Origin of the sequence: Clostridium sp. MCC353 (assembly GCF_018785315.1) — a bacterium.
In the GTDB taxonomy this organism is placed as follows: Bacteria; Bacillota; Clostridia; order Lachnospirales; family Lachnospiraceae; genus CHH4-2.
Map to the genome: position 1 here is coordinate 1 of NZ_WQPN01000170.1, position 26,703 is coordinate 26,703.

The 26,703-nt window shown below is 48.1% G+C and carries 19 protein-coding genes; 1 reads left to right on the plus strand and 18 read right to left on the minus strand.

The annotated features are described in order from the left end of the window. Positions 1-482: 482 nt before the first annotated feature. From GPL15_RS25385 to GPL15_RS25410, 6 genes are all read right to left on the minus strand, one after another. Complete coding sequence (locus tag GPL15_RS25385; protein ID WP_215701469.1) at positions 483-719, minus strand: hypothetical protein; 237 nt, start codon at positions 717-719, stop codon at positions 483-485. 47 nt (positions 720-766) lie between these two features. Beyond that, on the minus strand, positions 767-1,342 hold the full coding sequence (locus GPL15_RS25390; protein WP_215701470.1) for a hydrolase: 576 nt from the start codon (positions 1,340-1,342) through the stop codon (positions 767-769). A gap of 32 nt (positions 1,343-1,374) precedes the next feature. Further along, a complete protein-coding gene (locus GPL15_RS25395; RefSeq protein ID WP_215701471.1) occupies positions 1,375-3,165 on the minus strand; it encodes an ABC transporter ATP-binding protein in 1,791 nt (596 codons plus the stop codon). A 118-nt stretch (positions 3,166-3,283) separates the two neighbouring features. Then, positions 3,284-4,996: an ABC transporter ATP-binding protein gene (locus tag GPL15_RS25400; protein ID WP_215701472.1), complete on the minus strand. Its 1,713-nt coding sequence runs from the start codon at positions 4,994-4,996 to the stop codon at positions 3,284-3,286. Positions 4,997-5,025: 29 nt separating this feature from the next. Next, positions 5,026-6,765, minus strand: a complete 1,740-nt coding sequence (locus GPL15_RS25405) for an ABC transporter ATP-binding protein (protein ID WP_215701473.1) — start codon at positions 6,763-6,765, stop codon at positions 5,026-5,028. Between the two features lie 2 nt (positions 6,766-6,767). Further along, on the minus strand, positions 6,768-8,498 hold the full coding sequence (locus GPL15_RS25410) for an ABC transporter ATP-binding protein (RefSeq protein WP_215701474.1): 1,731 nt from the start codon (positions 8,496-8,498) through the stop codon (positions 6,768-6,770). Between the two features lie 215 nt (positions 8,499-8,713). On the opposite strand from GPL15_RS25410, the gene GPL15_RS25415 reads away from it, so the two are divergent. After that, on the plus strand, positions 8,714-9,547 hold the full coding sequence (locus GPL15_RS25415; RefSeq protein WP_215701475.1) for a YihY/virulence factor BrkB family protein: 834 nt from the start codon (positions 8,714-8,716) through the stop codon (positions 9,545-9,547). Here the strand turns inward: GPL15_RS25415 and cysK are convergent. The 12 genes from cysK to GPL15_RS25475 all read right to left on the minus strand — a co-directional run bounded on the left by cysK (position 9,511) and on the right by GPL15_RS25475 (position 26,667). Then, positions 9,511-10,449, minus strand: a complete 939-nt coding sequence (gene cysK / locus GPL15_RS25420; RefSeq protein ID WP_215701476.1) for a cysteine synthase A — start codon at positions 10,447-10,449, stop codon at positions 9,511-9,513. The two genes, GPL15_RS25415 and cysK, sit on opposite strands and share 37 nt — an antisense overlap. Positions 10,450-10,551: 102 nt before the next feature. Beyond that, positions 10,552-12,048: a carboxypeptidase M32 gene (locus GPL15_RS25425; protein WP_215701477.1), complete on the minus strand. Its 1,497-nt coding sequence runs from the start codon at positions 12,046-12,048 to the stop codon at positions 10,552-10,554. A gap of 150 nt (positions 12,049-12,198) precedes the next feature. Further along, a complete protein-coding gene (gene hydF, locus GPL15_RS25430) occupies positions 12,199-13,389 on the minus strand; it encodes a [FeFe] hydrogenase H-cluster maturation GTPase HydF (protein ID WP_215701478.1) in 1,191 nt (396 codons plus the stop codon). A 53-nt stretch (positions 13,390-13,442) separates the two neighbouring features. Next, positions 13,443-14,873 carry a [FeFe] hydrogenase H-cluster radical SAM maturase HydG gene (gene hydG / locus GPL15_RS25435; protein WP_252198628.1) on the minus strand — a complete coding sequence of 477 codons (1,431 nt, stop codon included), beginning with the start codon at positions 14,871-14,873 and terminating at the stop codon, positions 13,443-13,445. 188 nt (positions 14,874-15,061) lie between these two features. After that, on the minus strand, positions 15,062-16,108 hold the full coding sequence (gene hydE, locus GPL15_RS25440) for a [FeFe] hydrogenase H-cluster radical SAM maturase HydE (protein ID WP_215701479.1): 1,047 nt from the start codon (positions 16,106-16,108) through the stop codon (positions 15,062-15,064). 1,340 nt (positions 16,109-17,448) lie between these two features. Beyond that, complete coding sequence (locus tag GPL15_RS25445; RefSeq protein ID WP_103226141.1) at positions 17,449-17,901, minus strand: NUDIX hydrolase; 453 nt, start codon at positions 17,899-17,901, stop codon at positions 17,449-17,451. A 129-nt stretch (positions 17,902-18,030) separates the two neighbouring features. Then, positions 18,031-20,325: a molybdopterin cofactor-binding domain-containing protein gene (locus GPL15_RS25450; RefSeq protein WP_215701480.1), complete on the minus strand. Its 2,295-nt coding sequence runs from the start codon at positions 20,323-20,325 to the stop codon at positions 18,031-18,033. Between the two features lies 1 nt (position 20,326). Continuing rightward, entirely contained in the window at positions 20,327-20,785 is a 459-nt protein-coding gene (locus GPL15_RS25455) for a 2Fe-2S iron-sulfur cluster-binding protein (RefSeq protein ID WP_215701481.1), read from the minus strand. Between the two features lie 4 nt (positions 20,786-20,789). Beyond that, positions 20,790-21,557 (minus strand): FAD binding domain-containing protein, encoded by a 768-nt coding sequence (locus GPL15_RS25460; protein ID WP_215701482.1) that lies wholly within the window; start codon positions 21,555-21,557, stop codon positions 20,790-20,792. Between the two features lie 178 nt (positions 21,558-21,735). Further along, on the minus strand, positions 21,736-23,166 hold the full coding sequence (locus tag GPL15_RS25465; RefSeq protein WP_346345043.1) for a penicillin-binding transpeptidase domain-containing protein: 1,431 nt from the start codon (positions 23,164-23,166) through the stop codon (positions 21,736-21,738). Continuing rightward, positions 23,138-24,475, minus strand: a complete 1,338-nt coding sequence (locus GPL15_RS25470) for an FtsW/RodA/SpoVE family cell cycle protein (protein ID WP_215701484.1) — start codon at positions 24,473-24,475, stop codon at positions 23,138-23,140. The genes GPL15_RS25465 and GPL15_RS25470 overlap by 29 nt, the downstream gene beginning before the upstream one ends. Next, positions 24,475-26,667, minus strand: a complete 2,193-nt coding sequence (locus tag GPL15_RS25475; RefSeq protein ID WP_215701485.1) for a U32 family peptidase — start codon at positions 26,665-26,667, stop codon at positions 24,475-24,477. Before GPL15_RS25475 ends, GPL15_RS25470 begins: the two co-directional genes overlap by 1 nt. Positions 26,668-26,703: the final 36 nt, after the last annotated feature.

Consider the following 26,703-nt stretch of genomic DNA (forward strand, 5'->3'; position numbering starts at 1 on the left):
CCAGTGCCGTTGGATTCCGGCCAGCCCGGCCCCTTCCAAACCCCCAGCCCAACCTCCGTCCCCTCGTCCCGCTTTCCTGCTGTTTTTCTCTGGCTAAATGTATTAAAAGCAAATTTAACATAAAGGGTGAAGGCATTTTCGAAAATGGCTTCACCCTTTAATGTAAATCCCCACACCATTTAACATCAACCCTGAAGGCATTTCCGAAAATGCCTTGACCCTTTACTGTGAATCCCCACATCAGTTACATGAAATGTCTATACCCTAATCTGCACTAAAAACCAAACATCGTCCTAATCAAACGCCTCTTTGCTTTTTCTACATTCCTTCTCCCAATCTTTATTTATCCTTCATCAGACCAGTACACAGCCATGAATCCCGGGAATGGGGACGGACGGGGGCGGAGGCCTGCTTGGAGGCTTGACGCCGGGCGGAGCGGAATCCGTTGGCGATGAAAGCCGTCTGGAAACCGTTAGTGAAACTTAGGCTCCAGGGATGGAAAAAGACGGGCAGAAACTGAAAACCAAATCAGTTTCTGAGATGCCCACTGAACGGTAAAGTCCCATAAAAAGTTTACCGTGAATGGGCATCGCACCGTCTTTTTCCATCCCTGGAGCCTTAGTTTCACTTACGGTTGGAAGCCGGTTTTCATCACCAACGGATTCCGCTCCGCCCGGCGTCAAACCTCCAAGCAGGCCTCCGCCCCCGTCCGTCCCCATTTCTTGGATTCATGGCGTTACTTTCGCGAATATGTTAAATAAAGATTTCACTCCTCCATATTCAAAGCATCCTCGCAGTCCCTCATAGCCTGCAGGGTCTTGTCCATAAGCTCATCCAGGGTCCATCCCAGCCGCTCCGCACCGGTTTTTATCACATCACGGGAGCAGCCTGCCGCAAAGCGTTTGTCCTTGTATTTCTTTTTCAGGCTGGATAATTCCATATCCTGGACGCTTTTGGACGGGCGCATTTTGGCGGCGGCGCCGATCAGGCCTGTCAGTTCGTCGGAGGCGAACAGCACTTTTTCCATCTCATGCTCCGGCTCTATATCGGAACATAGGCCGTAGCCATGGCTGCATATTGAACGGATCATATCGTCGCCTGCGCCCCCTTCCTTTAAAAGCTCCGGCGCTTTCTGGCAGTGTTCTTCCGGATACATTTCAAAATCAATGTCGTGGAGCAGTCCTACAATTCCCCAGTAGTCCTCATCTTCTCCATATCCCAGCTCCCTGGCAAACCATCTCATAACATATTCCACAGTGCGGCCATGTAAGATATGAAATGGCTCTTTGTTATACTTCTTCAGTAATTCCAACGCTTCTTCTCTGCCTAAATTGCTTTTCATCTTGATTTCTCCTTTTATGTGAATTTGTATTTTTACTCAAACTGTGCCTGATACATCTGATAATAGAACCCTTTTTGTTCCATCAGCTGCCGGTGGCTGCCCTGCTCCACCACATCGCCGTTGTTCACCACCAGAATTAAATCCGCATCCCGTATGGTTGACAGCCTGTGGGCGATGACAAAACAGGTTTTACCGGCCATCAGCTGCCTCATGGCCTGCTGAATCCGTATTTCCGTCCTGGTATCCACATTGGAGGTGGCTTCATCCAGGATCAGCATTCTGGCATCCAAAAGCATGGCCCTGGCAATGGTCAGAAGCTGTTTCTGCCCTTTTGATACGTTGGTTCCGTCTTCATTCAGAATCGTATCGTAGCCTTGGGGGAGATGTTTAATAAATGAATGGATTCTGGCCGCTTTTGCAGCCTCTATCACCTCTTCCCTGGCAGCTCCTGTTTTTCCATAAGCCAGGTTTTCGTAAATTGTCCCATGAAACAGCCAGGTATCCTGCAAAACCATGGCATAGGCCCTTCTCAGGCTCTTTCTGGTCACTCCCCTGATATCCTTACCATCCACTGTTATCGTTCCGGAATTCACATCGTAAAAACGCATCAAAAGGTTGATTAACGTCGTTTTTCCCGCCCCGGTAGGGCCTACGATGGCGATCAGCCGGCCTGGTTCTGTTTTCAGGGAAAGGTCATGGATGATGGTGTGTTCCTTATCGTAACCGAAATTAATATTCCTGAGTTCCACTTCTCCGCTCACATGATCCAGTTCCTCTGCCCCTTCACAATCCGCCGGTTCCGGCATCTCATCGATCAGGATGAAGATCCGCTCGGCAGCAGCCAGGGAGGACTGAAGCTCCCCTATAATATTGGCCGCCTCATTGATCGGCCCGGAAAATTTCCTGGAATACAGCACAAAGGAAGAAATATTTCCAATGGACATCTGTCCCGCCAGATACAGCAATGCCCCGAATACGCTGATTAACGACAGCGACAGGTTATTGATAAAGTTCACCGTCGGTCCAACCACACTGCCGTAATATTCCGCCCTGTAATAAGCCTCCACCGCATTGGAGTTCACTTCTGAAAACTGGTTCAATGTATTGTGTTCCTGAGCATATGCTTTCAGCGTCTTCTGCCCGCTGATCATCTCCTCCACAAACCCATTCAAACAGCCAATGGTCCTGGATCGTTCCCGAAACAGCGGCCGCGTTTTTCCGGTAATGAATTTTGTCAGCATAATGGACAGGGGAACCGTAAACGCGAACACTAAAACCAGCCTGGGCGAGATCATTACCATCATGGAAAATGCCCCCAGCACCGTAATAAATGTGGTGGCAATCTGTATCAAATCACTGGATAAAGAGGTATTTACAGTATCGATATCATACGAAATCCGGCTGATGATATCCCCAGTCTGATGAATGTCAAAATATCCTACCGGCAGGCTCAACAGCCGGTCGAACACATCCTTTCTCATCTGGTAAACCACTTTTTTGCTTATTGTGAGCATTAAAACAGTCAGCAGATAAGATAACGCAGCGGAAGCCACATAAAATACCGCCATCCACGCGGCATAATAAAAGACCCGGTCAAACTCCACCCTGCCGGTCCCAGGCTCGATGGCGTCAATCGCATAACCTGACAGCATGGGGCCGATCAGTGCGAACAGATTGCTTCCCATCGTGAGCAGAACCGCTAAAAACAGCAGCCATTTATAGCGCAGCAGATACTTCCCAAGCCTGGAAAGCGTATACTGCTTGGGCTTTCTAAGCCGTGTATCGGCTATTTTTCCATCAAAACTAACTTTATTTCTTGCCATTTTCCCCTCCACGACACCCTATGTTTTTCCTATGATAAACCGCGAAGTCCCATGGGGCTTCTTTAAACCTCATCCCCGCAGCTGCACATGTTAAGCCGCACATGTTATGCCGCGCATATTAAGCCGCCCCCATCTGGGAATGGCTGATCTCCTGATAGATCTGGCAGCTTTTCATCAGTTCTTCATGGGTGCCGTAGGCGGCCGCCCGGCCGTCTTCCAGCACCAGAATGTGGTCAGCATGCATAATAGAGCTGATCCTTTGGGCCACAATGACACATGTGGTGTCGGAAAAATGATCCCGTATCTCTTTTCTGAGGGCGGCGTCCGTCTTATAATCCAGGGCGCTGGAGGAATCATCTAAAATCAATATCTTAGGATGGGCCGCCAGGGCTCTGGCAATTAAAATCCTCTGCTTCTGCCCGCCGCTCAAATTGGCGCCTTTAATATCCAGCATACTCCGGATATCCCCGCCTTTTTGCGACACGAACTCCGCCGCCCTGGCATACAGAAGGGCTTCTTTGATCTGGTTCTCCTCCAGGTCCCTGCCCATATCCACGTTTTCCATAATGCTCTTAGCAAAAATCGTATCATTTTGGAATACTACGCCGAACTTTTTACGCAGCTCCTCCAATTTCACGTTCTGAACTTTCTGTCCGTCGATCCAGATACTGCCCTGATCCGCCTCATAAAAGCGCATCAGAAGGTTAACAATGGTGGATTTTCCAGATCCCGTTTCCCCTATGATCCCCAGGGTTTCCCCTTTTTTCAGGCGGAAACTGATGTCTTCCAGATTATTTCCCCCCTTATTGTAAGAGAAGGAAACATGGTCAAATTCCACCATGCTGTCTCTTTTTTCTTCGTCATCCACCATTTCCCTCAGCATCTCCTCCGGCGCATCCAGGACCGTAACCACACGTTCCGCAGACGCCATGCCTTTGGAAATCATAACAAACATCTTGGAAATGGACATCATGGCATTGAGGATAATCGTAAAATAAGTCATGAAAGCCAGAATTTTGCCCACCTGGGTCTCTCCACGGTTCACCAGATAGGCGCCCGCCAGAATCACAAGCACCAGCCCCAGATTCAGGATCACATTCATGGAAGGGTTGATGACGGCTGAAATCATGCCCGCCTTCCTCTCCCGTTCCACCACGGTCTGATTGATTTCATCAAATCTGTCCTTCTCATAATCACCTTTGGACAGGGCTTTTGTCACCCGGATGCCCGCAATATCCTCGCGCACCAGGCGGACAAAATCATCTACCGCCAATTGAAGCTTTGTAAACAGCGGAACACTCCGTTTAGTCACCGTCACCATGACCAGCGCCAGAAGGGGCAGAAGGCAGATCAATATTGCGGAAAGGCGGGGTTCCAGCGTCATAGTAACTGCAATTCCGCCTGCCAGCAGGATCGGAGCCCTGACGCCCAGCCTCTGCAGACGGGCGATCACCTGATGAAGGTTATAGGTATCGCTGGTCAGGCGGGAAATCAGCGTGGGTTTGGAAAATCCGTCCACCTGGCTTTCTGACAGATAGATGGTCTTTTCATAGAGATCGTATCTGATCACCTGCATCACATCACTGGCAACCCTGGATGCCATGCGGTTGGCAATAACGTTAAAAGATACCGCCATGGCAGAACAGACCAGCATCACAATGCCCCACAAAAATATCTGGTTCCGGTCGTGTTTCGGCGTTACGGTGTCGATCATATAGGCCAGAATCCAAGGGATGCACAAATCCATCACGGTCCCTGTAAACTTTATTAAAAATCCAAGCGACATTCTGAAATAGTATGGCTTTAAATACCCGGTAAGTATCCGTTTCATAGAACCACCCCTCTTTTCCCTGCTCTCCCCTAAACAGCAAACTGGCTGTTGTATAATTCAGCGTAAAAACCTTTCTTTTCCAGCAGGGCTTCATGCGTCCCCTGCTCAATGATATGCCCGTCTCTCATGACCAGGATCACATCAGCTTCTTTAATGGTTGATAAACGGTGGGCGACGATAAAGCTGGTTCTGCCCTTCATCATCTTGGCAAAGGCCTGCTGGATCTTCACCTCTGTTCTGGTATCAATGGAGGACGTCGCCTCGTCCAGAATCAGCATAGGAGGCAGACAGAGCATAACTCTGGCAATACATAAAAGCTGTTTCTGCCCCTGGGACAAATTGCCTCCGTCTTCCGAAATGACCGTGTCGTATCCATCCGGCATACGCTTGATAAAGCTGTGGGCATGCGCCTCTTTTGCGGCCCGGATGATCTCCTCTTCCGATGCCCCGGGCTTTCCGTAGGCGATGTTCTCCCGTATGGTTCCCGACTTGAGCCAGGTTTCCTGAAGCACCATACCGTAATTCGTCCTCAAACTCTTTCTCGTCACCCGGCGGATATCGTGTCCGCTGACCCGGATCGATCCGGCGTCCACATCATAAAACCTCATCAGCAGGTTGATCAGGGTCGTTTTCCCGCATCCGGTAGGGCCTACGATGGCGATTCTCTGTCCCGGTTTAACCTCTAAGTTCAGACCTTCAATCAAAGAGACTTCCGGATTATAGGAAAATGACACCTCTTCCAAAGAGACGCTTCCATCGATTTCCTTCAATTCCACAGCATCCCCCGCATCCTCAATAATGGTTTTTTCATCGATCAGTTCAAACACCCTGGAGGCGGAAGCCAGCGCATTCTGCAGCTCCGTCACCACCCCTGAAATCTCATTAAACGGCTTTGTATACTGGTTTGCGTAACTTAAAAAGCAGGAAAGCTGCCCCACGGTCAAAATACCTCTGACCGCAGCAAAAGCGCCAACGATCCCAACGCTGGCGTACACCAGCCCGTTGACAAAACGGGTGGCCGGATTGGTGATGGATGAAAAGAAAATGGCTTTCAGGCTGCATTTTCTCAAACGCTCGTTGATCTCTTCAAATTCCTTCTGGGCCTCCTGCTCATGTCCAAATGCCTGTACTATCTTCTGGTTTCCAAGCATCTCATCCACCAGAGAGGTCATCTCTCCCCTGGTTTCCGACTGGAGGCGGAACATGGTAAATGTTTTCTTCGCAATAAACGCCGCCACAAACAAGGATACCGGGGTCACAAGCACAACTACCACAGTGATTAACGGATTGACCGAAAGCATGAATCCCAATGTTCCCAAAATGGTGAGCACACCGGTAAAGAGCTGGGTAAATCCCATCAAAAGCCCCTCGGAAAACTGGTCGATATCCGCGATAATGCGGCTGATAATATCCCCGTACTGATGGGAATCCACATATTTTAAAGGCAGTACTTCCAGATGGTTAAATGCTTTCGTCCTTATATCCTTTACAACCCGGTAGGTGATCTGATTATTGATATGGTTCATCAGCCACTGGGACAACGCGGTTATCACAATGACACAGCCGATCTTTTTCAGGATTTCAAACAGCCCGGCAAAATCCACCTGGCCGGGGCCAATGATCAAATCCACGCCCTGGCCCACCAGGATCGGCGCGTAAAGAGTGGTTGCCACAGTGATGGCCGCCAGCACAATGGAAGCGGTCACTCCCCATTTATACTGGCTGATATAGGTTAATACACGTTTTAATGTTGATTTATATTTTTTCATATTCAGCCCACCTCTTCCTTTGAAAGCTGTGACAGACAGATTTCACGGTATACTTCACAGCTCTTTAATAATTCCGAATGGGTGCCGCAGCCGGCCATATGTCCGTCATCCAGTACAATGATCTGATCCGCATTTTTAATGGTAGTGGCCCGCTGGGATACGATGAATACGGTCATGTCCTTAGTCCCTTCCTTTATCGCTTTTCTCAGCTTCGCATCCGTAGCAAAGTCCAGAGCGGACGCGCTGTCGTCCATTATCAGGATTTCCGGCTGCTTAACCAGCGCCCTCGCAATGGTCAGACGCTGGCGCTGGCCTCCTGATAAATTCTTGCCTCCCTGATCGATTTTCAGATCCAGCCCCTGATCCTTTGTATCCACAAATTCTTTTGCCTGGGCTATCTCAAGGGCCCGGAATATCTCTTCATCCCCGGCGTCCTCTTTTCCCCATTTCATGTTGTCCCGCAGCGTGCCTTTAAAGAGCACCGCACGCTGCGGCACGATACCGACCTTGTCTCTCAATTGTTCCAAAGGATATTGTCCGGCCTCCACCCCGTCGATCAGCACCTGCCCGGTTCTGGCCTGGTAAAATCTTGGGATCAGGTTTACAAGAGAGGTTTTTCCGGAACCGGTACCTCCGATAATTCCGATGGTCTGGCCCTTATACGCAGTGAAATCGATATCGGTCAGAGAATCTTCCTTCGCCCCCTGGTACGCGAAATTCACATGGTTAAACCGGACTTTCGGCTGGCCTTCTTTTACCTTCACATGCTCTGAAACCAAATCTTCTATGGTTGTTTTCTCATCAAATATGGTGCTGACACGGTTTGCGCAGGCCAGAGCCTTTGAAATGGATACAATCAGATTGGCCATCTTGATTAACTCCACCAGGATCTGTGACATGTAGTTGACCAAAGCCACCGTTTCACCCTGGGTAATGATCCCCTGATCCACCTGCTTTCCGGAAACCCAGACCACTAAAATGACCGCCACATTGACGATTACATAAGTCATAGGATTCATAAGCGCTGATATCTTTCCTACAAACACCTGGAATTTAACCAGAGTGCTGTTGGCATCGTCAAATTTGGCAATCTCATCCTCCTGGCGGTTAAAAGCCCGGATCACCCTGGCCCCCACCAGATTCTCCCTGGTGGCTAAAAGGACCTTGTCCAGCTGGCGCTGCACCTTTTTGTAGAGCGGCATGCTGACAATCATAATTCCAAACACCACCACGCACAAAAGAGGAATTGCCACCACAAACACCATAGCGGCCTTCACATTGACGGTAAACGCCATAACCATGGCTCCAAATACGATAAACGGCGACCTTAAAAGCAGGCGGAGGGCCAGATTGAGCCCGGACTGCACCTGATTGATATCGCTGGTCATTCTGGTGATCAGCGTAGCAGTTCCGATCTTATCGATTTCGTTATAGGATAAGCTGTTGATATGGGCAAACAAGTCATTCCTCAGCGCGCTTCCGAATCCCACGGAGGCTTTGGCGGCAAAATATTGTGCGGTCAAAGAACATGTCAGGCCAATTACGCCCAACAGCACTAAAACCGCACCCATTTTTACAATATAAGCGGTATCCTGGTTTCCGATACCGATATCTATGATTTTCGCCATAACCAGAGGGACGAATAGTTCAAAACTGGCCTCCAAAAGCTTAAACAAAGGCCCCAGTACGCTTTCCACTTTATAATCCCTGATATATTTCACTAACTTATGCATTTGTGTTCCCCTCCAAATTTTCTGTCTGAAAAACGAAAAATCTTTTATATTATACCATTTTCTAACAATAAAGACAAGATTTCAAACACCGGGAAAAATAAATATATAAGCCGATTCGCAGCAGTTCAGAAAGCTAAATAATAACCTCCTTGATATTTTTTGCAGGTCATGATAATATGCTTGTTATATAATAACAATAGACAGAAGGGGATTCTATGCTTCGATTTGTAATTACCTGCAAGCGGATTTATGACCGGTACGTGGAAGATGAAATGACCGTATATGCGGCTCAGGCATCTTTTTTTATTGTCATCGCCGCATTTCCGTTCATAATGCTGCTGCTGACTCTGATCCGTTTTGTTCCCGGGCTCACAAAACTGGATGTACAGACTACCTTAATCGCCATCGTTCCCAACATGCTGAATTCTTTTGTGATCGGCATCGTTGAAGAACTGTATACCAAATCCACAGGAACCATCCTTTCTGCCACTGCAATTACGGCTCTTTGGGGTGCTTCCAGAGGGATGTTGAGCATTGAAAAAGGCTTGAACAGGGCCTATAAAAGCCAGGAGAAACGGAATTATATCGTCAGCCGGCTCATCTGCTCCGGGTATACCTTAGTTTTCATGATCGTCTGCATCATGTGCCTGCTGCTGCTGGTTTTCGGCAACTCCCTGCATCATTTTATGGAGAGACGCTTTCCGATTATCGCCAACATCACATTTTACCTGATTAATTTCAGGCTGTTATTGTCGCTTGCCATACTGGTTGTATGCTTCACATTTTTATACACCTTTATTCCAAAGAAAAAACAAAAGATGAGGAAACAGCTTCCCGGCGCAATTATAACGACCGTTGGCTGGATTCTCTCATCTTATGCATTTTCCATTTACTTTAATAACTTCAGCAACTTTCCATACATGTATGGAAGCCTGACTGCGGTGGTGCTGCTCATGCTATGGCTCTATATGTGCATCTGCATCGTATTTTTCGGCGCTGAGATCAATTATCTCTATTCCGCAGAAGAAAACATAGGCGTTGACAGATAGCGGTCTCCCGTATCCGGCAGCAGGGCCACAATGGTTTTTCCCTGGTTCTCCGGCCGTTTAGCCAGTTGGACTGCAGCCCACACCGCGGCTCCGGCACTGATTCCCACCAGAACGCCTTCCCTGGTTGCGGTCTCACGCCCCATCTCATAGGCATCTTCATCCTTAACCAGGATGATCTCATCATAGACAGACGTATTCAAAAGTTCAGGCACAAAGCCGGCTCCGATTCCCTGAAGACCGTGGGGGCCGGCTTTTTTCTCTGATAAAAATGGAGAGCCTGCCGGTTCCACTGCCACCACCTTCACATCCGGGTTCTTCGACTTCAAATACTCTCCGATTCCGGTGATCGTGCCGCCGGTTCCCACACCTGCCACAAATAGATCCACTTTTCCGTCCGTATCCTGCCAGATCTCAGGTCCCGTGGTCTGTCTGTGGGCTTCGGCATTGGCGGGATTTACAAACTGTCCCAGAATCACAGAACCCGGCGTTTCTCTCTGAAGTTCTTCCGCCTTTTCAATGGCCCCTTTCATCCCTTTCGATCCGTCCGTCAGGACCAGTCTGGCCCCATAGGCTTTTAACAAAGCCCGGCGTTCAGAGCTCATGGTTTCGGGCATGGTGAGAATGGTCTGGTACCCTTTTATCGCGGCAATGCTGGCCAGGCCGATTCCCGTGTTTCCTGAAGTGGGCTCGATGATCACGCCTCCCGGTTTCAGCTTCCCAGACTGTTCCGCATCTTCGATCATGTACAGGGCCGCTCTGTCTTTCACGCTGCCGGCCGGATTCAGATATTCCAGTTTAGCCAGCACATCCGCTTCACATCCATAGGCTTTTGCCAGACGGCTCATCCTGAGAAGGGGGGTCTTTCCAATCAGTTCCAGTGCGCTTTCTTTTACATTTGCCATATTAACCTCGATTCCGCCGCCGGTGGCAGCATAGTCTTTTTTCAATTCCTATAGTTTCGCTATGAATTGTTGTACCGATTATACGACCACCGGAAGTATTTGTCAATCCTGAATCTGGTATAATTTGCCATACTTCTCTTTCAAATACTGTATATAATATTTTGGCGTGAAATCCTCACCGGTCACGTCTTTTAAAATCTGCCTGCTGTTCTTTAACTTCCCGTACTGGTGGATATTCTGTCTCAAATATTCCCTGATCACCGAAATATTCCCCTCTTCCAGCAGCCCTTCAAAATCCATCTCTTTTTTCATATGGTAATAAAGCTGTGCCCCGAATGCGCTGCCAAGGGCATAAGACGGGAAATAACCAAAGGATCCCTGGGACCAGTGAATATCCTGCAAAACGCCTTCGGAAACATTTTCAGGACGGACTCCCATATATTCTTCATATTTATCCGCCCAAAGGTCCGGCAGGTCTTTCACCTCGATATCGCCTGCGATCAACTGTTTTTCCAGCTCATAGCGGATCATGATATGAAGGCTGTATGTCAGTTCATCGGCCTCTGTACGGATCAGGCCCGGCGTCACTTTATTGACTGCCTTTACAAACTGCTCCATTGTCACATCTTTTAACTGCTCAGGGAACATCTCCTGGACTTTTTTATAGACAGGAACCCAGAATGCCTGATTTCTGCCGATAATATTTTCAAAGAAACGGGACTGGGATTCATGCATTCCCATTGACGCGCCCTGGCCTGCCATGGTCTGGGTCAAATCATCCCTGATCCCCAGTTCATAAATGCCGTGTCCTGCTTCATGGATCACAGAAAACAAGGAACTGTCCACCCGGTCATTATAATGGGTGGTGATCCGCACATCGTGGTTATGGAGATTGGTTGTGAACGGATGGGCGCTGACCGCCATAACTCCCTTATTGAAGTCAAATCCCACATATTCTGCCAGGAATTTCGCCAGTTCCTCCTGCTTCTCCTGGGGATAGTCCCCGGTGAGGAAACTGTCGTCAATGTTCACCTTACTGGATGTCACTTTTTTCAAAAATGGAACCAGTTCTTCTTTCAGCTCCTTAAAAAACAGATCCAGCGTCTTCTGGTCAAACCCTTTTTCATAGGTATCCAGCATCACATCGTACAGATCCTGGCCGTTTTTCGCCCGGTAAGAGGCAAACTTTTTCTGATAGTCTACAATTTTTTCCAATGTGGGTGCAAATGCATCAAAATCCTGTTTTTCCTTTGCCTGTGACCAGATACGGGTGGATTCGGAAACCAGTTCCGCAAATTCCCGGTATTCATCGGCCGGAACACAGTCCAGTTGTTCCACCTCTTCTGAGAGTTCCCTGATAACTGCCTGTTCGGCCTCAGAACCCTTCTCCTTTTTGCAGGCTTCCATCAGCTCTTTCACCTTTTCATCTGTGACTGTTCTGAAATATTCGGCGGACAGGGTGCCGATCACTTTTGATGTGTATGGACCTGCTTCCTCAGGCGCCAGCGTTTCATTGTCCCATTCAAATAGAATCATGGCAGTCTGAAGCGCCATCATTTTTTCCAGATACGGATGTAATTCTTCATATGCTTTACTCATGTTTACCTCACTTCTTCCGCTGTCAGAGTGCATTTGAGTACTCCTTCCGGCGGCATATAATTTCATTACTACACAGAAAGTGTTTCCAGATCCTTATGCTCCTATCCGCAATCCTGTTTTTAAAACACACTCTGGCCCGGTTTGGATTTTTTACCCAATTTTATCTAAAATACCATTTAAATAAGCGATCACCACTCCGTAATTGGACATGGGGACATTCTGGGATCTGGCTTTCTCTATCCTAGATAATACATATTTTCTGTTAAACATGCAAGCTCCGCATTGGATCACAAGGTCATAAGAGGTCAGGTCTTCCGGAAAATCCTGGCCTGCCGCCAGGTCTATAGTGAGTTTTTCTCCCACCCGTTTTCTCAAAAGCCTTGGAATCTTCACCCGGCCGATATCTTCGGACAGAGGGGCGTGGGTACAGGCTTCGGCAATCAGCACTCTGCTGTTTTCCGTCAGGTTGTCGATGGCCGACGCGCTTTCCCTATAATATGTAATATCCCCCTTATGGGCTGCGAACAGCACGGAAAATGAAGTCAGACGGCTTTTTTCCGGCTTCTTCTCATAAACCGCTTTAAACACCTGGGAATCGGTTATGATCACGTCAGGCGGGGCAGCCAGGGCGGCCAGAGCTTCCTCCATCTTGTCTGCCGTGCAGCTCATAACCACACACTTTTTGTCCAGAAGATCCCTGATGGTCTGTACCTGGGGCAGGATCAGCCGTCCTTTGGGGGCCTGGATATCCTGGGGCATGATTAAAAGAACCGTATCTCCAGGCTGAACCACTCCTTCTGTTATGCTTTTCGCATCGTAATCTTCCGGAAGTTTCCGTATCAGTTCAGCCCTTATCTCATCAATTCCGGTCTTTTCTTTGGCGCTCACAGCAATGGGCGTTTGCTGGAACAGCTTTTCGGCCCGGTTAATAAGGCGTTTGCAATCCGGAATCAAGTCGCATTTATTCATAATCAGGAGAACCGGGGTATGATTCTTCTTTAGCTGCTCTGTCCATTTAAGTTCCTGTTCCATGTCGTCTCCGGACAGAACCATCAGGGCAATATCCGTTTTTTCCAGAGCCTCTTTCGTCTTCTTAACGCGCTGCTCCCCCAGTTCTCCTTCATCGTCGAATCCCGCCGTATCGATAAATACAACGGGTCCGATGCCATGAATCTCCATGGGTTTGTAAACCGGATCGGTGGTCGTTCCCGGCACTTGGGACACCAGGGCGGCTTCCTGCCCGGTGAGAGCGTTTACCAGCGATGACTTCCCGCTGTTCCTCTTTCCGAATATGCCGATATGGAGACGGTCCGACCTGGGTGTTTCGTTCAGGCTGCTCATAAAATACCTCCGTTCCTTTCTTTTGTTTCTAAGCGGGAATCTCTTTTCTTGATTTAGAAGCGGAAATCCCGTCTTCCGTTTCCTATTTCCATAAGGCGTTCTTTCGCAATTTCCCTCACTTTATCGCTCAGGATGTTATCCAGTTCCTTTTCAATCAGAATCTCTCCCTTTGCCCTGGTATCCTCTGAAGCATAATCTTCCAGGTATTCTTTCAAGGTCATCAGCGCATTGGGCTGGCAGCAGTTGGCGATCTGTCCTGATTTTAACAAATGCATAAAACGGTCCCCGGTTCTTCCTTCCCTGTAACAGGCCGTACAGAAGCTGGGGATGAATCCCATTCCAATCAGCCAGTTTACCACCTCATCCAGGGAGCGGGTATCGCTGACATCGAATTGGGCAGAACTCTTATCCTGTTCCTCCGGCTCCACATAACCGCCAACGCTGGTGCGGGAACCGCCGCTGATCTGGGACACGCCCAATTGGAGTACCCGCTCTCTGACGCGCTGGGATTCTCTGGTGGAAATAATCATTCCCGTATAAGGCACGGAAATCCTGATAAGCGCCACAATCTTTTCAAAAATGTCATCCGGAATGGCATTGGAGAAATTAGCCACATCAATATCGTCCGCCGGGCAGATTCTGGGAACGCTGATGGTATGGGGGCCGACGCCCTTATAGGCCTCCAAATGCTCCGCATGCATCAAAAGTCCCACTAAGTCATACCGGTACATATTGAGCCCGAACAGCACACCGATCCCCACATCGTCAATCCCGCCTTCCATGGCCCGGTCCATCGCTTCCGTATGATAGGCATAGTTGCTCTTTGGACCGGTTGGGTGAAGCTGTTCATAGCTCTTTTTATTATATGTTTCCTGGAACAAAATATAGGTTCCGATCCCCGCGTCTTTCAGTTTTTTATAATCTTCTACCGTAGTAGCCGCAATGTTCACATTTACACGGCGGATCGCCCCGTTTTTATGTTTGATGCTGTAAATCGTCTCAATGCTTTCCAATATGTATTCCAACGGATTATTTTTAGGATCTTCCCCCGCTTCCAGGGCCAAACGCTTATGCCCCATGTCCTGAAGAGCGATCACCTCCTGCCGGATCTCCTCCTGAGACAGTTTTTTTCTCGGAATATGGCGGTTTTTAGCGTGGTACGGACAGTAGGTACAGCCGTTAATGCAGTAATTGGAAAGGTAAAGGGGGGCAAACATAACAATCCTGTTTCCGTAAAATTTCTGCTTAATTTCCTTTGCCAGGGCAAAAATCTTTTCGTTCACCTCTTCCGAATCACTCTCTAAAAGAACAGCCGCTTCTCTATGGCTGATTCCTTTCATCAATGCCGCTTTTTCAAGAATCTGCCCGATCAGTTCCAGATTATTCCTATTCTCCTCTGCATACTTTAATGTATCCAGGATTTCCTCATCATTGATAAATTCTTCTGCCTTTGCAGACATTACATCATATTTAATATTATTCATTTTTGTATGAACCTCCATTTCGCATCAAACTCCATTTTTGCATTTAATCCCATTTCTGCATTAAATTCTATTTCTGCATTAAATTCCATTTAAACATCAAATTCTATTTCTGCATTAAATTCCGTTTCTGCATTAAATTCCATTTAAACATCAAATTCCATTTATGTAATAATTCCAATACCAGGCGTTCAATTCAACGGATAAACGCAGTCCCCGCGTTCTGCGGAGAGCCTGTATCCGATCGATTCCATCCGTCTTTCCAACCCGGCCCTGCATTCTGCTGCTTCATCGCCGGTGCTTATTTTATTGTCATAAAGCATGTATTTTTTTCTAACCGCCAGGGGGGAAAGGTTGGGCATCACCACATTAGCTCCTGCCAGTATGCCCATCTCCCGCCCTTTGTCATCGATTGTTCCTAAAGCGGTAGTGGCCGGAATCAGCGCATAGGGAAACATCAGCCTTAATATACCCAAAAGTACCAGTGTATCCGTAACACTTCCCGCCTCATATCCGCAAAACGGGGTGTCTTTATGGGGAATAAATGGTCCGATTCCAATCATATGCGGTTTCAGCTCTTTCATAAAAAGCAGATCTTTCACAATGCACTCCGTGGTCTGCCCCGGCGATCCCACCATAATTCCTGTGCCTACCTGATATCCGATCCTCTTTAAATCCCACAGACATCTCATTCTGTTTTCCAGGCTCAGTTCGGGCGGATGCAGTTTCCGGTAATGTTCCCTGTCTGCGGTTTCGTGACGAAGCAGATAGCGGTTGGCCCCAGCCCGGTAAAAAGCCAGATAGTCTTCATAGCTCCTCTCGCCGATGGAAAGAGTAATCGCGCAATCGGGGTAAGCCGACCGGATGGACGACACAATATCCGCCATCTCCGAAACCGAATACGACAAGTCTTCCCCTCCCTGAAGCACAAACGTTCTGAAATCCAGCTCATACCCCATTTTACAGCATTCCAAAATATCTTTTTTGGTCAAATGATACCTGGCCGCACCCGCATTCCCTTTTCTGATCCCGCAATAATAACAATCATTACGGCAATAGTTGGAAAATTCAATCAGACCTCTGGTAAAAACCTTTTTTCCATAATGCCGGACAGCCTGGGCTCTGGCCTTTTCAAAAAGATATTCCCGGTCATTTGGGCCTATCCCCTCGATCAGCAGCTTAAACTCTTCTTTCGTCAGCATTTGTTCCTGATCCAATTTGTCAATTAACTGTTTCATAACCATCTCCCATCCGATATTTTACAGCACGCTACCTTTCCATAAAACAACAAAACCAGAAGGAAACCTGTACCGTCTCCTTCTGGTCCGCCAATAACAATAGAGATACGATTGAACGTCTCTTTTAAAAAAAAGAAACCTGTTTATTAAAAAACAGGTTACAATATACAGGCCCCCATTCCGGACCTGAAAACATCGTTATTGTTCCCGTCTTCTCTCTCGGGGCGAACCCTAAAGTTTAGATTGGTTTTTATAGATTTGAGCAGTTTGTTAAAAGAAAAATCTCGTAACGCACTTATGATTACATCATACAGAGATTGGGAATTATTGTCAATAAGGAATTTTAGGGTAAAGGGAAATTGCATGTATTGGGATTTAGGTGAGAAAGATACGCAGGAAAGCGGGGAGGGCAGACGGCGGAAACGAAGACCGGAGAGCGGAATGGGGGAAACAAACGGTACAGGGATCTGATTCCAACCGTTAAGTGGAACTAAGGCTTTCAGCAGGAAAGAAGGCGGTCCGATGCCCATTCACGGTGAACTCCTCATGACTTCACCGTTCAGGGGCATCTCAGAAACTGATTCGGTTTTCAGTTTCTGCCCGCCTTCTTTCCTGCTGAAAACCTAAGTTCCACTAAACGGTTTCCACACGACCCCTGTACCGTTTGTTTCCCCCATTCCGCTCTCCGGTCTTCGTTTCCGCCGTCTGCCCTCCCCGCTTTCCTGCTGGTTTTCTCTGGCTCTGGTAATTTAAAAAACAATTCTGTAAATTATAAGAAAATTTAACTTAAAACGTCAAGGCTTTTTTGAAAATGCCTTGACGTTTTACTGTTAATCTCCACGTCAGTTACATAAAATATCTATGCCATAATCTGCACGTAATAGCAAACATAGTCTCAATCAAACGCTTCTTTGCTTTTTCTACTTCCCTTCTCCAAATCTTTATTATCCGCAGCGCACTCAATACACAGCCTGTAAGAAGGGAAACCTGAGGCCAAGGCCAAGGACGGGCGGACAAAGGGGAGGACCAAAGGCGGCGGGGATCCTGTGGAGACCGTTTAGTGGAACTTAGGTTTTCAGAATAGAAAAAGGCGGTCAGAAACTGAATTCCGAATCAGTTTCTGAGATGCCCCTGAACGGTAAAGTCCATAAAGAGTTTACCGTGAATGGGCATCGCACCGCCTTTTTCTATTCTGAAAGCCTTAGTTCTACTTAACGGTCGGAATCAGATCCCCGCCGCCTTTGGTCCTCCCCTTTGTCCGCCCGTCCTTGGCCTTGGCCTCAGGTTCCCCTTCTTACAGGCGTAACTTCTGCCAATTTGTCAAATAAAGATTCCCATCTTTAAAAATACTTTTTGTTACCCCAAAGATTACTTTTTTTCAAATCCAGATATTCATTATACGCCTTTTCCAGTATCTGCTTCTCATTAGAAAACTTCAGCAGATGATAGGCTTCATAAAATTTATAGTATCCGGAATCGATAAAGTATTCTTCCCGCTGTGGTTTGCTGTAATAGCTGTCTGCCATCATCAGATACCAGTGCACGTCTTTCTCCACCGTATCCTGAGGGGTGTTAAAAGAGTACTGGCTCTTTCCGATGTACTTGATAATGGATGCGCTGACTCCGGTTTCTTCTTTTACCTCTCTCAGCGCTGTCTCTTTAAATTCTTCTCCTGCTTCTACAGTTCCTTTTGGCAAAACCCATCCTTCATATTTGTTTTTATAATTCTTATATAAAACCAGAATCTTACCTCGAAATATAACCACACCGCCACAGCTCGTTGCTTCTATCATTGCAATCCCTCCTGAGTTTAACTGGCCCGGTTCTTTGATCCGGCATCCAGTTGCTGGTGTGTCTTCATAGACTGGTTTTAGTATACCTCGTTTTATTTTTATTTGCAAGCACTGTATAAAGCCACCTATTTAAGAAAGATTTTCCTTCATTCCGAAAAACAGCTTTTCAGGCGTGATGGGCAGCTCCCTGACACGAACGCCTGTCGCATTGTAAATCGCCTGGGCAATGGCCGGTGACGGCGTATTGATGACGATTTCTCCGATGGACTTGGCGCCAAAAGGCCCGGTAGGTTCGTAGCTGCTCTCGAATTCCACCCGGACAGTGCCCATATCCTGACGGGTTGGTATCTTGTACTGCATAAAGGAATTCTGGGCCAGAACCCCTTTCTCCGAATATGTGATATCCTCGTACAATGCCATTCCAATTCCCTGGACAATTCCTCCTTCAGTCTGGACACGGGCCAGGTTCGGGTTGATCACAGTGCCGCAGTCCACCACCGCCACGTAGTCGATCAGCTCATAAGCCCCTGTTTCCTTATCCACTTCGACCTCCGCCATGCCTACCATAAATGGAGGCGGGGACACCGGTGAGGTATGGGATTCACTGGCTGACAGAGCGTCTTCATTAAAGCACATCACCCGGTTGCCTATCTCTTTCAGAGAAATTTCTTTGCCGCTTTCCGGCTGGAATACACGTTTTCCGTCAAATTCCAGAGTTTCCGCGTCACACTCCATATATTCTGCTGCTTTCTTAATTATCTTCTTTTTCAGGGTTTCACAAGTCTTGACAACTGCCATACCGGTCAGGTAAGTGGTGCTGGACGCATAAGAACCGGAATCATAAGGAGAAATATCCGTATCCACGCCATGGACAATGATATCATCTATGTCGCAGTCCAGGCAGTCTGCCGCCATTTGGGCGAGGATGGTATCACAGCCGGTTCCCATATCTGAGGCGCCGATCATCAGGCTGTAAAAGCCGTCGTCATTTACCTTGATTGCCACAGAACCAACATCCACTCTGGAAATGGAAGATCCCTGCATGGCCATAGCGACGCCGATACCGCGGACTTTTCCATTTCCCATATCCCGGCATGGATATTTTTCATCCCAGCCGATCATTTCTTTTGCACGGGCCAGACAGCGGTCCAGCGCACAGCTGTTGGCCTTCTCGCCATAGTAAGCAGGCATAATGTCGCCTTCTCTCACCATATTGAGTTCTCTCAGTTTAACCGGGTCCATCTTCAATTCCGCAGCCAGTTCATTGACCGCCGACTCCACGGCAAAAATACCCTGGGTGGCGCCATAGCCCCGGTATGCGCCTGCGGACATAACATTTGTATATACAACATCATATGCAAAACGGTAAGCCTCTGTCCTTCCATACAGAGGAATGGACTTATGGCCTGACAGCCCTACTGTGGTAGGCCCATGTTCGCCAAATGCTCCGGTATTGGACAGGGTGTAAACATCCATGGCCCGGATCACTCCATCCCGTCCGGCTCCGATCTTAACGGTTACTTCCATCTCATGCCTTGGGGAAGATGCGATCTGGGATTCATAACGGCTGTAAATGATCTTCGCCGGTTTCCCGGTTTTAAGGGTCACAAACGCCGGATAAACCTCTGTCACCACCGTCTGTTTTGCTCCGAACCCGCCTCCGATTCTGGGTTTTAACACCCGGATTTTAGATTTGGGGATGTCTAAAGCATGGGAAAGGATTCTTCTCACATGGAAAGTGACCTGGGTGGAGGAAACCACGTTTAAACGCCCGTAAGTATCCATATAGGTGTAAGTCCTGAACGTTTCCATCATGGCCTGCTGGTTGGCTTTGGTGTGATAGGTCCGTTCAATGACCACATCACAGTCTTTCATCACCTCGTCCACGTTTCCGTGTTCATCGCTGGCAGCAGCACAGAGATTCCTCTTGTTGTGCGCCCCCACAGGAACCCTGCTTCTCCAGTTTTCCTCAGGGTGGATCAAAATATCATGGTCTTTTGCCTTATGGAAATCCAGAATCGGCTCTAAAACCGTATATTTCACTTTTATCATTCTGAGGGCCTGTTCCACCACTGCTTCCGTTTCTCCGGCCACAATCGCTACCGCATCCCCCACAAAGCGCACTTTTTTGTCCAAAATCAGCCTGTCATATGGGCTTGGCTCAGGAAATGTCTGGCCCGCCATGGTAAAACGCTTCTGCGGAACATCTTTATGAGTGAGGACACAGGCAATGCCAGGGATTTTGCACGCCATATACACGTCGATATCATCAATGATCGCATGGGCATGGGGGCTGCGGAGTATTTTTACCACCAGGCAGTCCTTGGGAGCAATATCATCCGTATACACAGGTTTTCCCGTCACCAGAGCCATCGCATCTTTTTTTATTACAGGAGCGCTGACCGCACGCAGCTTCTTTTCCATGTTATTGTCCCCCTTTCCTGTCCAGATATTTCTTGACAGCGCGGAGCTGCCCCATATATCCGCTGCACCGGCAGAGGTTTCCGGTCAAATATTCTTTAATTTCCTCTTCCGTAGGGTTTTTAAGCTCCTTTTCCATGGCAAGCACATTCATAATGAAACCCGGGCTGCAGAATCCGCACTGTTCGGCTCCTTCGCCTGCCAGAAAACGCCCGAATTCTTCCGCCTCTTCCTGAAGCATCTCCAAAGTGATCACAGAATGGCCGTCCACCCTGGCCGCCAATGTGGAACAGGAAAGAACCGGCTTTTCGTCCACCCAAACGGTGCAAAGCCCGCAGTTGGACGTTTCACATCCTCTTTTCACACTATAACATCCCTTCGAACGCACCAGATCCAGAAGAAGGGTGTCCGCTTCTATTTCTGCCTTTGTGGGCAGTCCGTTTAAAATAAATTGAATCGTCATTTCTCTACTCCGCCTCCCTGATCTGACCCATCAAACGTTTCAAATAGATCTTAGTCAATTCCTTACGGTATTCAGCGCTTCCGCGCAGATTGGTTCCAAAATTGTATTGGGATACAGCTTGTTCTGCCAGCTTGTCCAAATCCTCACCATCGTCTATTTTAACCAGCTTCGCGCAGGCCGGTCTGGCTCCCACTGATAAATACCATCTGGAATCCTTTTTTCCCGCCGCACAGGCAATCAGAGGAAAATCTGTTTTCGTCTGCCTCTGGGTCACATAAGCTGCCTTCCGCCCATCCTTCTTTATGATGATCCGCACTAATATGTCATTGTCATAGGGCATGGAAACAAAATTTTTAAGGGAAATGATCCCGCCCTTATGTAATTCTACATAGGAATCCAGGGCCATCAGGCAGGTAATGATATCGGAAAAGCCAAAACGTCCGTAAACGCTGCCTCCCACAGTGGCGCTGTTTCGAAACTGCACTCCCACAATATGGCGGGTGCATTCTTTAAAAACCCCGTTAAAATATTCATTCAGGCCTTCATGGAGCTCCAATTGCCGCAAGGTACACATACATCCAATGGAAAACAGCTCTTCCGTTTCCTTAATACCGTCCAATTTAAGCCCTGACAAATCGATGATCGTCTGTTTGTTGATGTTCTCCATCTTCAGCCACATCATTCCGCCGACCACAATCCCGCTTTTTTTCTGGTTCAGCTCCCAGGCTTCCTCCAGACTTCTAACTTTAACATACGCTTTCGCCTTAAACACGATAATCCTCCTTAGGTTTTTCGACAAAAATTAACAGGTGTATTATAGCATGAATACACCTGTTTTGACAAACATCACTTTATTTTATTAATAACAGTTCAGACGGCGGGAAAATCGGTTAAAAAAGCGGCGTCAAGTCTGCTTCTGTCTGAACGGCTGCTTTTATCAGCGGTTAAGCTCACCTTGAAAAATAGACATCAAAAATGTTTCTGGCAATGGGCGCGGCCGCCTTCCCCCCGGAACCGCCCTCTTCCACGATAACAGTCACCACAAGCTGGGGATCGTCCGCAGGAGCAAAGCCCGTAAACCATGCATGAGTTTCCTTACCGGTCTCAAATTCAGCCGACCCTGTCTTTCCAGCCACCGCATAAGCATCGGTTCTCACGCCGGAACCGGTTCCCTCCGTCACCACGGATCTCATGAAAGAAGTCAGGATTCCCGCCTCATCTGCGCTCATCAGATTGCCATAGGATGCCGGCATGAATTTCTTAACTTCCTCCCCGCCGATACTCTCCACATGATCGATCAGATATGGCTTCATCAGCGTTCCCCCATTGGCGATTGCAGCCGTAATCAGCGCATTGTGCATCGGGGTCACCTGGGTCTGTCCCTGCCCAATGGAAGTCTGGAGTATATTCCAGGTATCCGCCCCGGCTCCCATCACGTAGGAACTTTTGCTGTAGGGGATCGAAAGCGGGAGTTCGGAATTGAACAGGAGTTCCCCTGTCAGGCCCTTTAATTTTCCCAGATTTAAATTCAGCCCCAGATTGGCAAAGGCCCCATTGCAGGAATTGGCAAAGGCCAGCTGGAAATTCTGCGGCCCATGTGCCGTTTCATGATAACATTTGATCGTATAATCTTCAATTTTAAAGTACCCGTCACAGTTAAATGTATAATCATTATAACCTGCGGGATTTTCCCGGATATATTCCAGCGCCGTCACGATTTTAAATGTGGAGCCCGGAGGGTACAGGCCCTGGGACGCCCGGTTCAGAAGCTGGCCGCCGGTATTGTCGGAAGAGATGAGATAATCCCAGTCCGCCGCCAGAGTATTGGGATCATAATCCGGTTTGGACACCATAGCCAGTATCTTCCCCGTATCAGGCTCCATCACAATCACAGCGCCTTTTCTGTCTCCCAATGCCGCCGAAGCAGTCTGCTGCAGCTCCACATCCAGCGTTGTCACGATGTTGTCCCCAATATTCTTTACTCCCGACAGCTCATTCACCGCCTGCTCAATTAAATTGACGTGGGAAGACAGCAGATAGAAATTCCCCAGGGCTTCCAGCCCTGTCTTTCCCTTGCTGGAATAGCCCACAATATGGGCAAACAGGGAACCGTATGGATAAACCCTGTTTTCCTTACCATCGGCATCCACATCCGTCCGGGCCAGCACCGTGCCGTCATTGCTCAGGATTTCCCCTCTGACAATCCGGTCGGCAAAACTGTCCAGTCTCGCGTTATAGCTATTGTTTATCACATCTTCACTTTTAAACTGCAGGAAATATACAAAATAGCAGATCATTGCAAGAAATACAGCAACCACCACATAGGTCAGGATTAAAATATTGTGATTTGCCTTAGGAGTCTGCTTCTTCTTCATCTTCATATTCATCCTCTTCATTCCGCTTTAAAATATACAGTCCCTGAATAACCTGAAACAAGATAAATGTGCTCAGAACTGAACTTCCTCCATAGCTGACAAGAGGAAGGGTCACTCCTGTGGAAGGGATGAATTTGATCACCCCTCCCACGGTCAAAAACACCTGCACAATGTATACAATCCCAAGTCCAAAGGCAATCAGCTTGTAAAACACGGCCTGCATGCGGTTTGCGATCATCATAAACTGTAGAAAACAGCCAAGACAGATCAAAATAACGCAAAGCGCAAAGATCCCACCCATCTCTTCCGAAATGGCCGCAAACACAAAGTCCTTTTCCACAACGGGAATTTTTTTCGGCATTCCCTGATAAAGCCCCATGCCGAACCAGCTCCCCGTGCCGATGGCAAATAATGACTGGGTGATCTGATATCCTTTATTATCGATATCCGCCCATGGATTTATCCAGGCAGATACCCTGACCCTCACATGGGAAAACAAATGGTACGCCAATACCGACGCGAAAGACCCGCCCGCCATGCCGGACAGCAGATAAAACCAGTTGGAAGTTGCCACAAACAGCATAAACAGATAGGTCACAAAAAATATCAGCGCGCTTCCCAAATCCTTGGACGCCACCAGAATCAGCACATGGAGGGCGGCCACAACCGTAGTCGCCAGTACGGTTTTAAAATCCTGGGACCGGTAGAACATGGTTGCCACAAAAAACACAAAACTGATCTTCACAAATTCCGACGGCTGGAAGGATAAAACCCCAACGCCCAGGGAAAGCTGGGCCCCGAAACTGCTGTTTCCCACCAAAAGCACCACAGCCAGCAGAATAAGCCCCACAGCGCCGTAAACCCACGGAATCCTGGAAAGCTGCCACACCCGGTCCATCACAAAGGGAATGATCATGGTCACAACCGCAGACACCCCCACAATAACAAACTGGCGCAGGGCCCGTTCCATGGAAATACGGGTCAGCATGATAAAGCTGACGCATAAAAGCATGCACATATTGTTCACCAGCAGCCTGGACACATGGCGGTAAAATAATCTGGATATATAAATATAGCACAAAAAGAATACCAGCTGGGCCAGATAAAAGATGATCACCACTTCATCTTCTGTCTTCAAATACAGCACCGTATTGGCCAGCAGATGCAGCACAAACATGATGCGGTTCTGTGCGCCGCAGATACGGAATTTCCCTCTTTCATCCGGTATGGCAAAATACCGGAAATTTAAGTAGGTGTAAACTGCCATAAGCAGAATCAGAAGGTATTTGGAAACATCAATTAACAGATTTATCACTATTCTACTCCTCTTTTAAAATGACCTCTCGTATATTCCTTCATGGGCAGAACCGCAGATTTGCCGTAAATCCACACATCTGCAAATGCCTTTATAATTTTCTTCATCTCTTCCGGGCCCTCCACAGAAAACTGCAGGCGGATTCCGCCCGGATCCAGTCTTTTTATCAGGTCATGATCTCCCAGCAGGGACAATGGGGTTGAGTTATAAAAAATATTGTAACAGAACGGACAGATATTCCTGACCGGCATCTCTTTTCCCATCCTGTCTTTCAGATACAGAAGTTCCTGCTCTTTCCTGCAGCCTTTCATCGTTTTTCTGATACACTGTGCGGACACCATCATCGGTATGGAACCATAGACAATCAATTCCCCGCCGCCACAGCCCAGACGCTCAAGTTCCCGGCTGTTCAGCTCCACAGGCAGAGTAAGCCTGTCCGCCCCTAAGCGGAACATGCCCGACCTGGCTTCTTTGTTATATGCGTACAGATTGTAGTCGAAAATCAATGGCAGTTCGATTCCATTCTCCTTTAAAAATTCTGTCTCTTCTAACGACCGGACTAATATGCCGTCAAAGCCTGCCCCCAGCAGTTCTTCTTTCCATCTCAGGAAATAGCTTTCCGCTTCTTTTCTGAATATATACGGCATGGCCAGAAAACACGTTTTCCCCCATTGATGGCATTCAGAAACCACGCGGCTCCAGGCATGGCCGTCCCATGCTCCGCTGTCGATCAAAATCTCGCTGACTTCCTCAATGTTCACAACAGCCTCCAGCAGTTCCTTTTTCTCAAGCAGGACATGGAGTTTCGGATCCGGTGCAGAACTTAAAGCAGAACCGTCCTCTAACTCCCTCATCTGCTCTTTCGGGCAAACGGAAGGATTCTTCAGAAAGCGCCCAAGAATTTCTCCTTCCAGCCGTTCCAGTCCCAAGCGGCGCAGTTCATTCAATTCCTGTACAGGCATAAATACACTGCCTTTTAACTCCACGCACAAATCTTCAAAGAAAAAGGGGGTATTTCTCGTTTTCTTCATCTGTTTTACAATTTTTTCCTCAGTCAAAGGCTGTTTCTGGGCTGCCTGTACCGTCTTCCCCGTCACCTGAACCTCAACCGTTTTGCATTCCAGTTTCAAAACAGAAGGCTGTCCTGTTTCCAGAATCAGAGAGCCTTTCACCGGTTCCTGTTTCTGTCTGTTCACGTAGGCGGTATCCAGATCATCGAACAGCTTCTGGTTCCCTTCCCGGAAAGAAGGTTTTTCCTTTAATACCATCATATCCCGCCCGTTATGCTGTTCATAATAACCGTCTGTCTGTCCGCCCCGGTCGAACAGATCCAGCAGCATTCTTTTATCCTCAGGTTTTACCCGGTATCCTTCCCGGCCTTTTTCCAGATAGAGATCCACATACTTTCTGTAAATGCTGACCACTCCGGCCGTATACCTGGGGCTCTTCATCCTGCCTTCAATCTTCATGGAATAGACGCCGGCCTCTATTAAATCCGGAATCAGATCAAGGGTGCACAAATCTTTCAGGCTCAGTACATACCTCTCATTCTCCCGGTTCAGTTTTTTTCCGTCCTTTAATACATCATAGGGAAGGCGGCACGGCTGGGCACAGCGCCCCCGGTTTCCGCTCCTTCCGCCGATCAGGCTGCTGAACAGGCACTGGCCGGAATAACAGTAGCAGAGGGCCCCATGTACGAAGCTCTCGATTTCCACATCCACCTGGCTGTGGATCTCAGAAATTTCCTCCAGAGACAATTCCCTGGCCGTCACAATCCTGGCCGCGCCCATATCCGCCAAAACTTTCGCTCCATAAACCCCGGTAATGGTCATCTGGGTGCTGGCATGAATGGGCAGACCGGGGAAATGCCTTCTGACATACGAAAATACGCCAAGATCCTGAACAATTACCGCATCCAGCCCATGTTCATAATAAGGGGTGAGATATTCCTCCAGATCACTAAGTTCGTCATCGCGGACCAGTGTATTCACTGTCATATAAACGCTGCTGCCATGCAGATGGGCGTAATCCAGAGCTTTTATCAAAAGATCTTCATCCGGATTATCCGCATAAGCGCGGGCGCCAAAACGGCTTCCTCCGATGTATACGGCATCGGCACCGGCATTGACCGCAGCAACCAGGCTCTCATAGGAACCGGCCGGCGCGAGCACTTCCACACGTTTTTTCTCCATTCTCAAAAATCCTTTCTCATTCAGAAGATAAAAGAT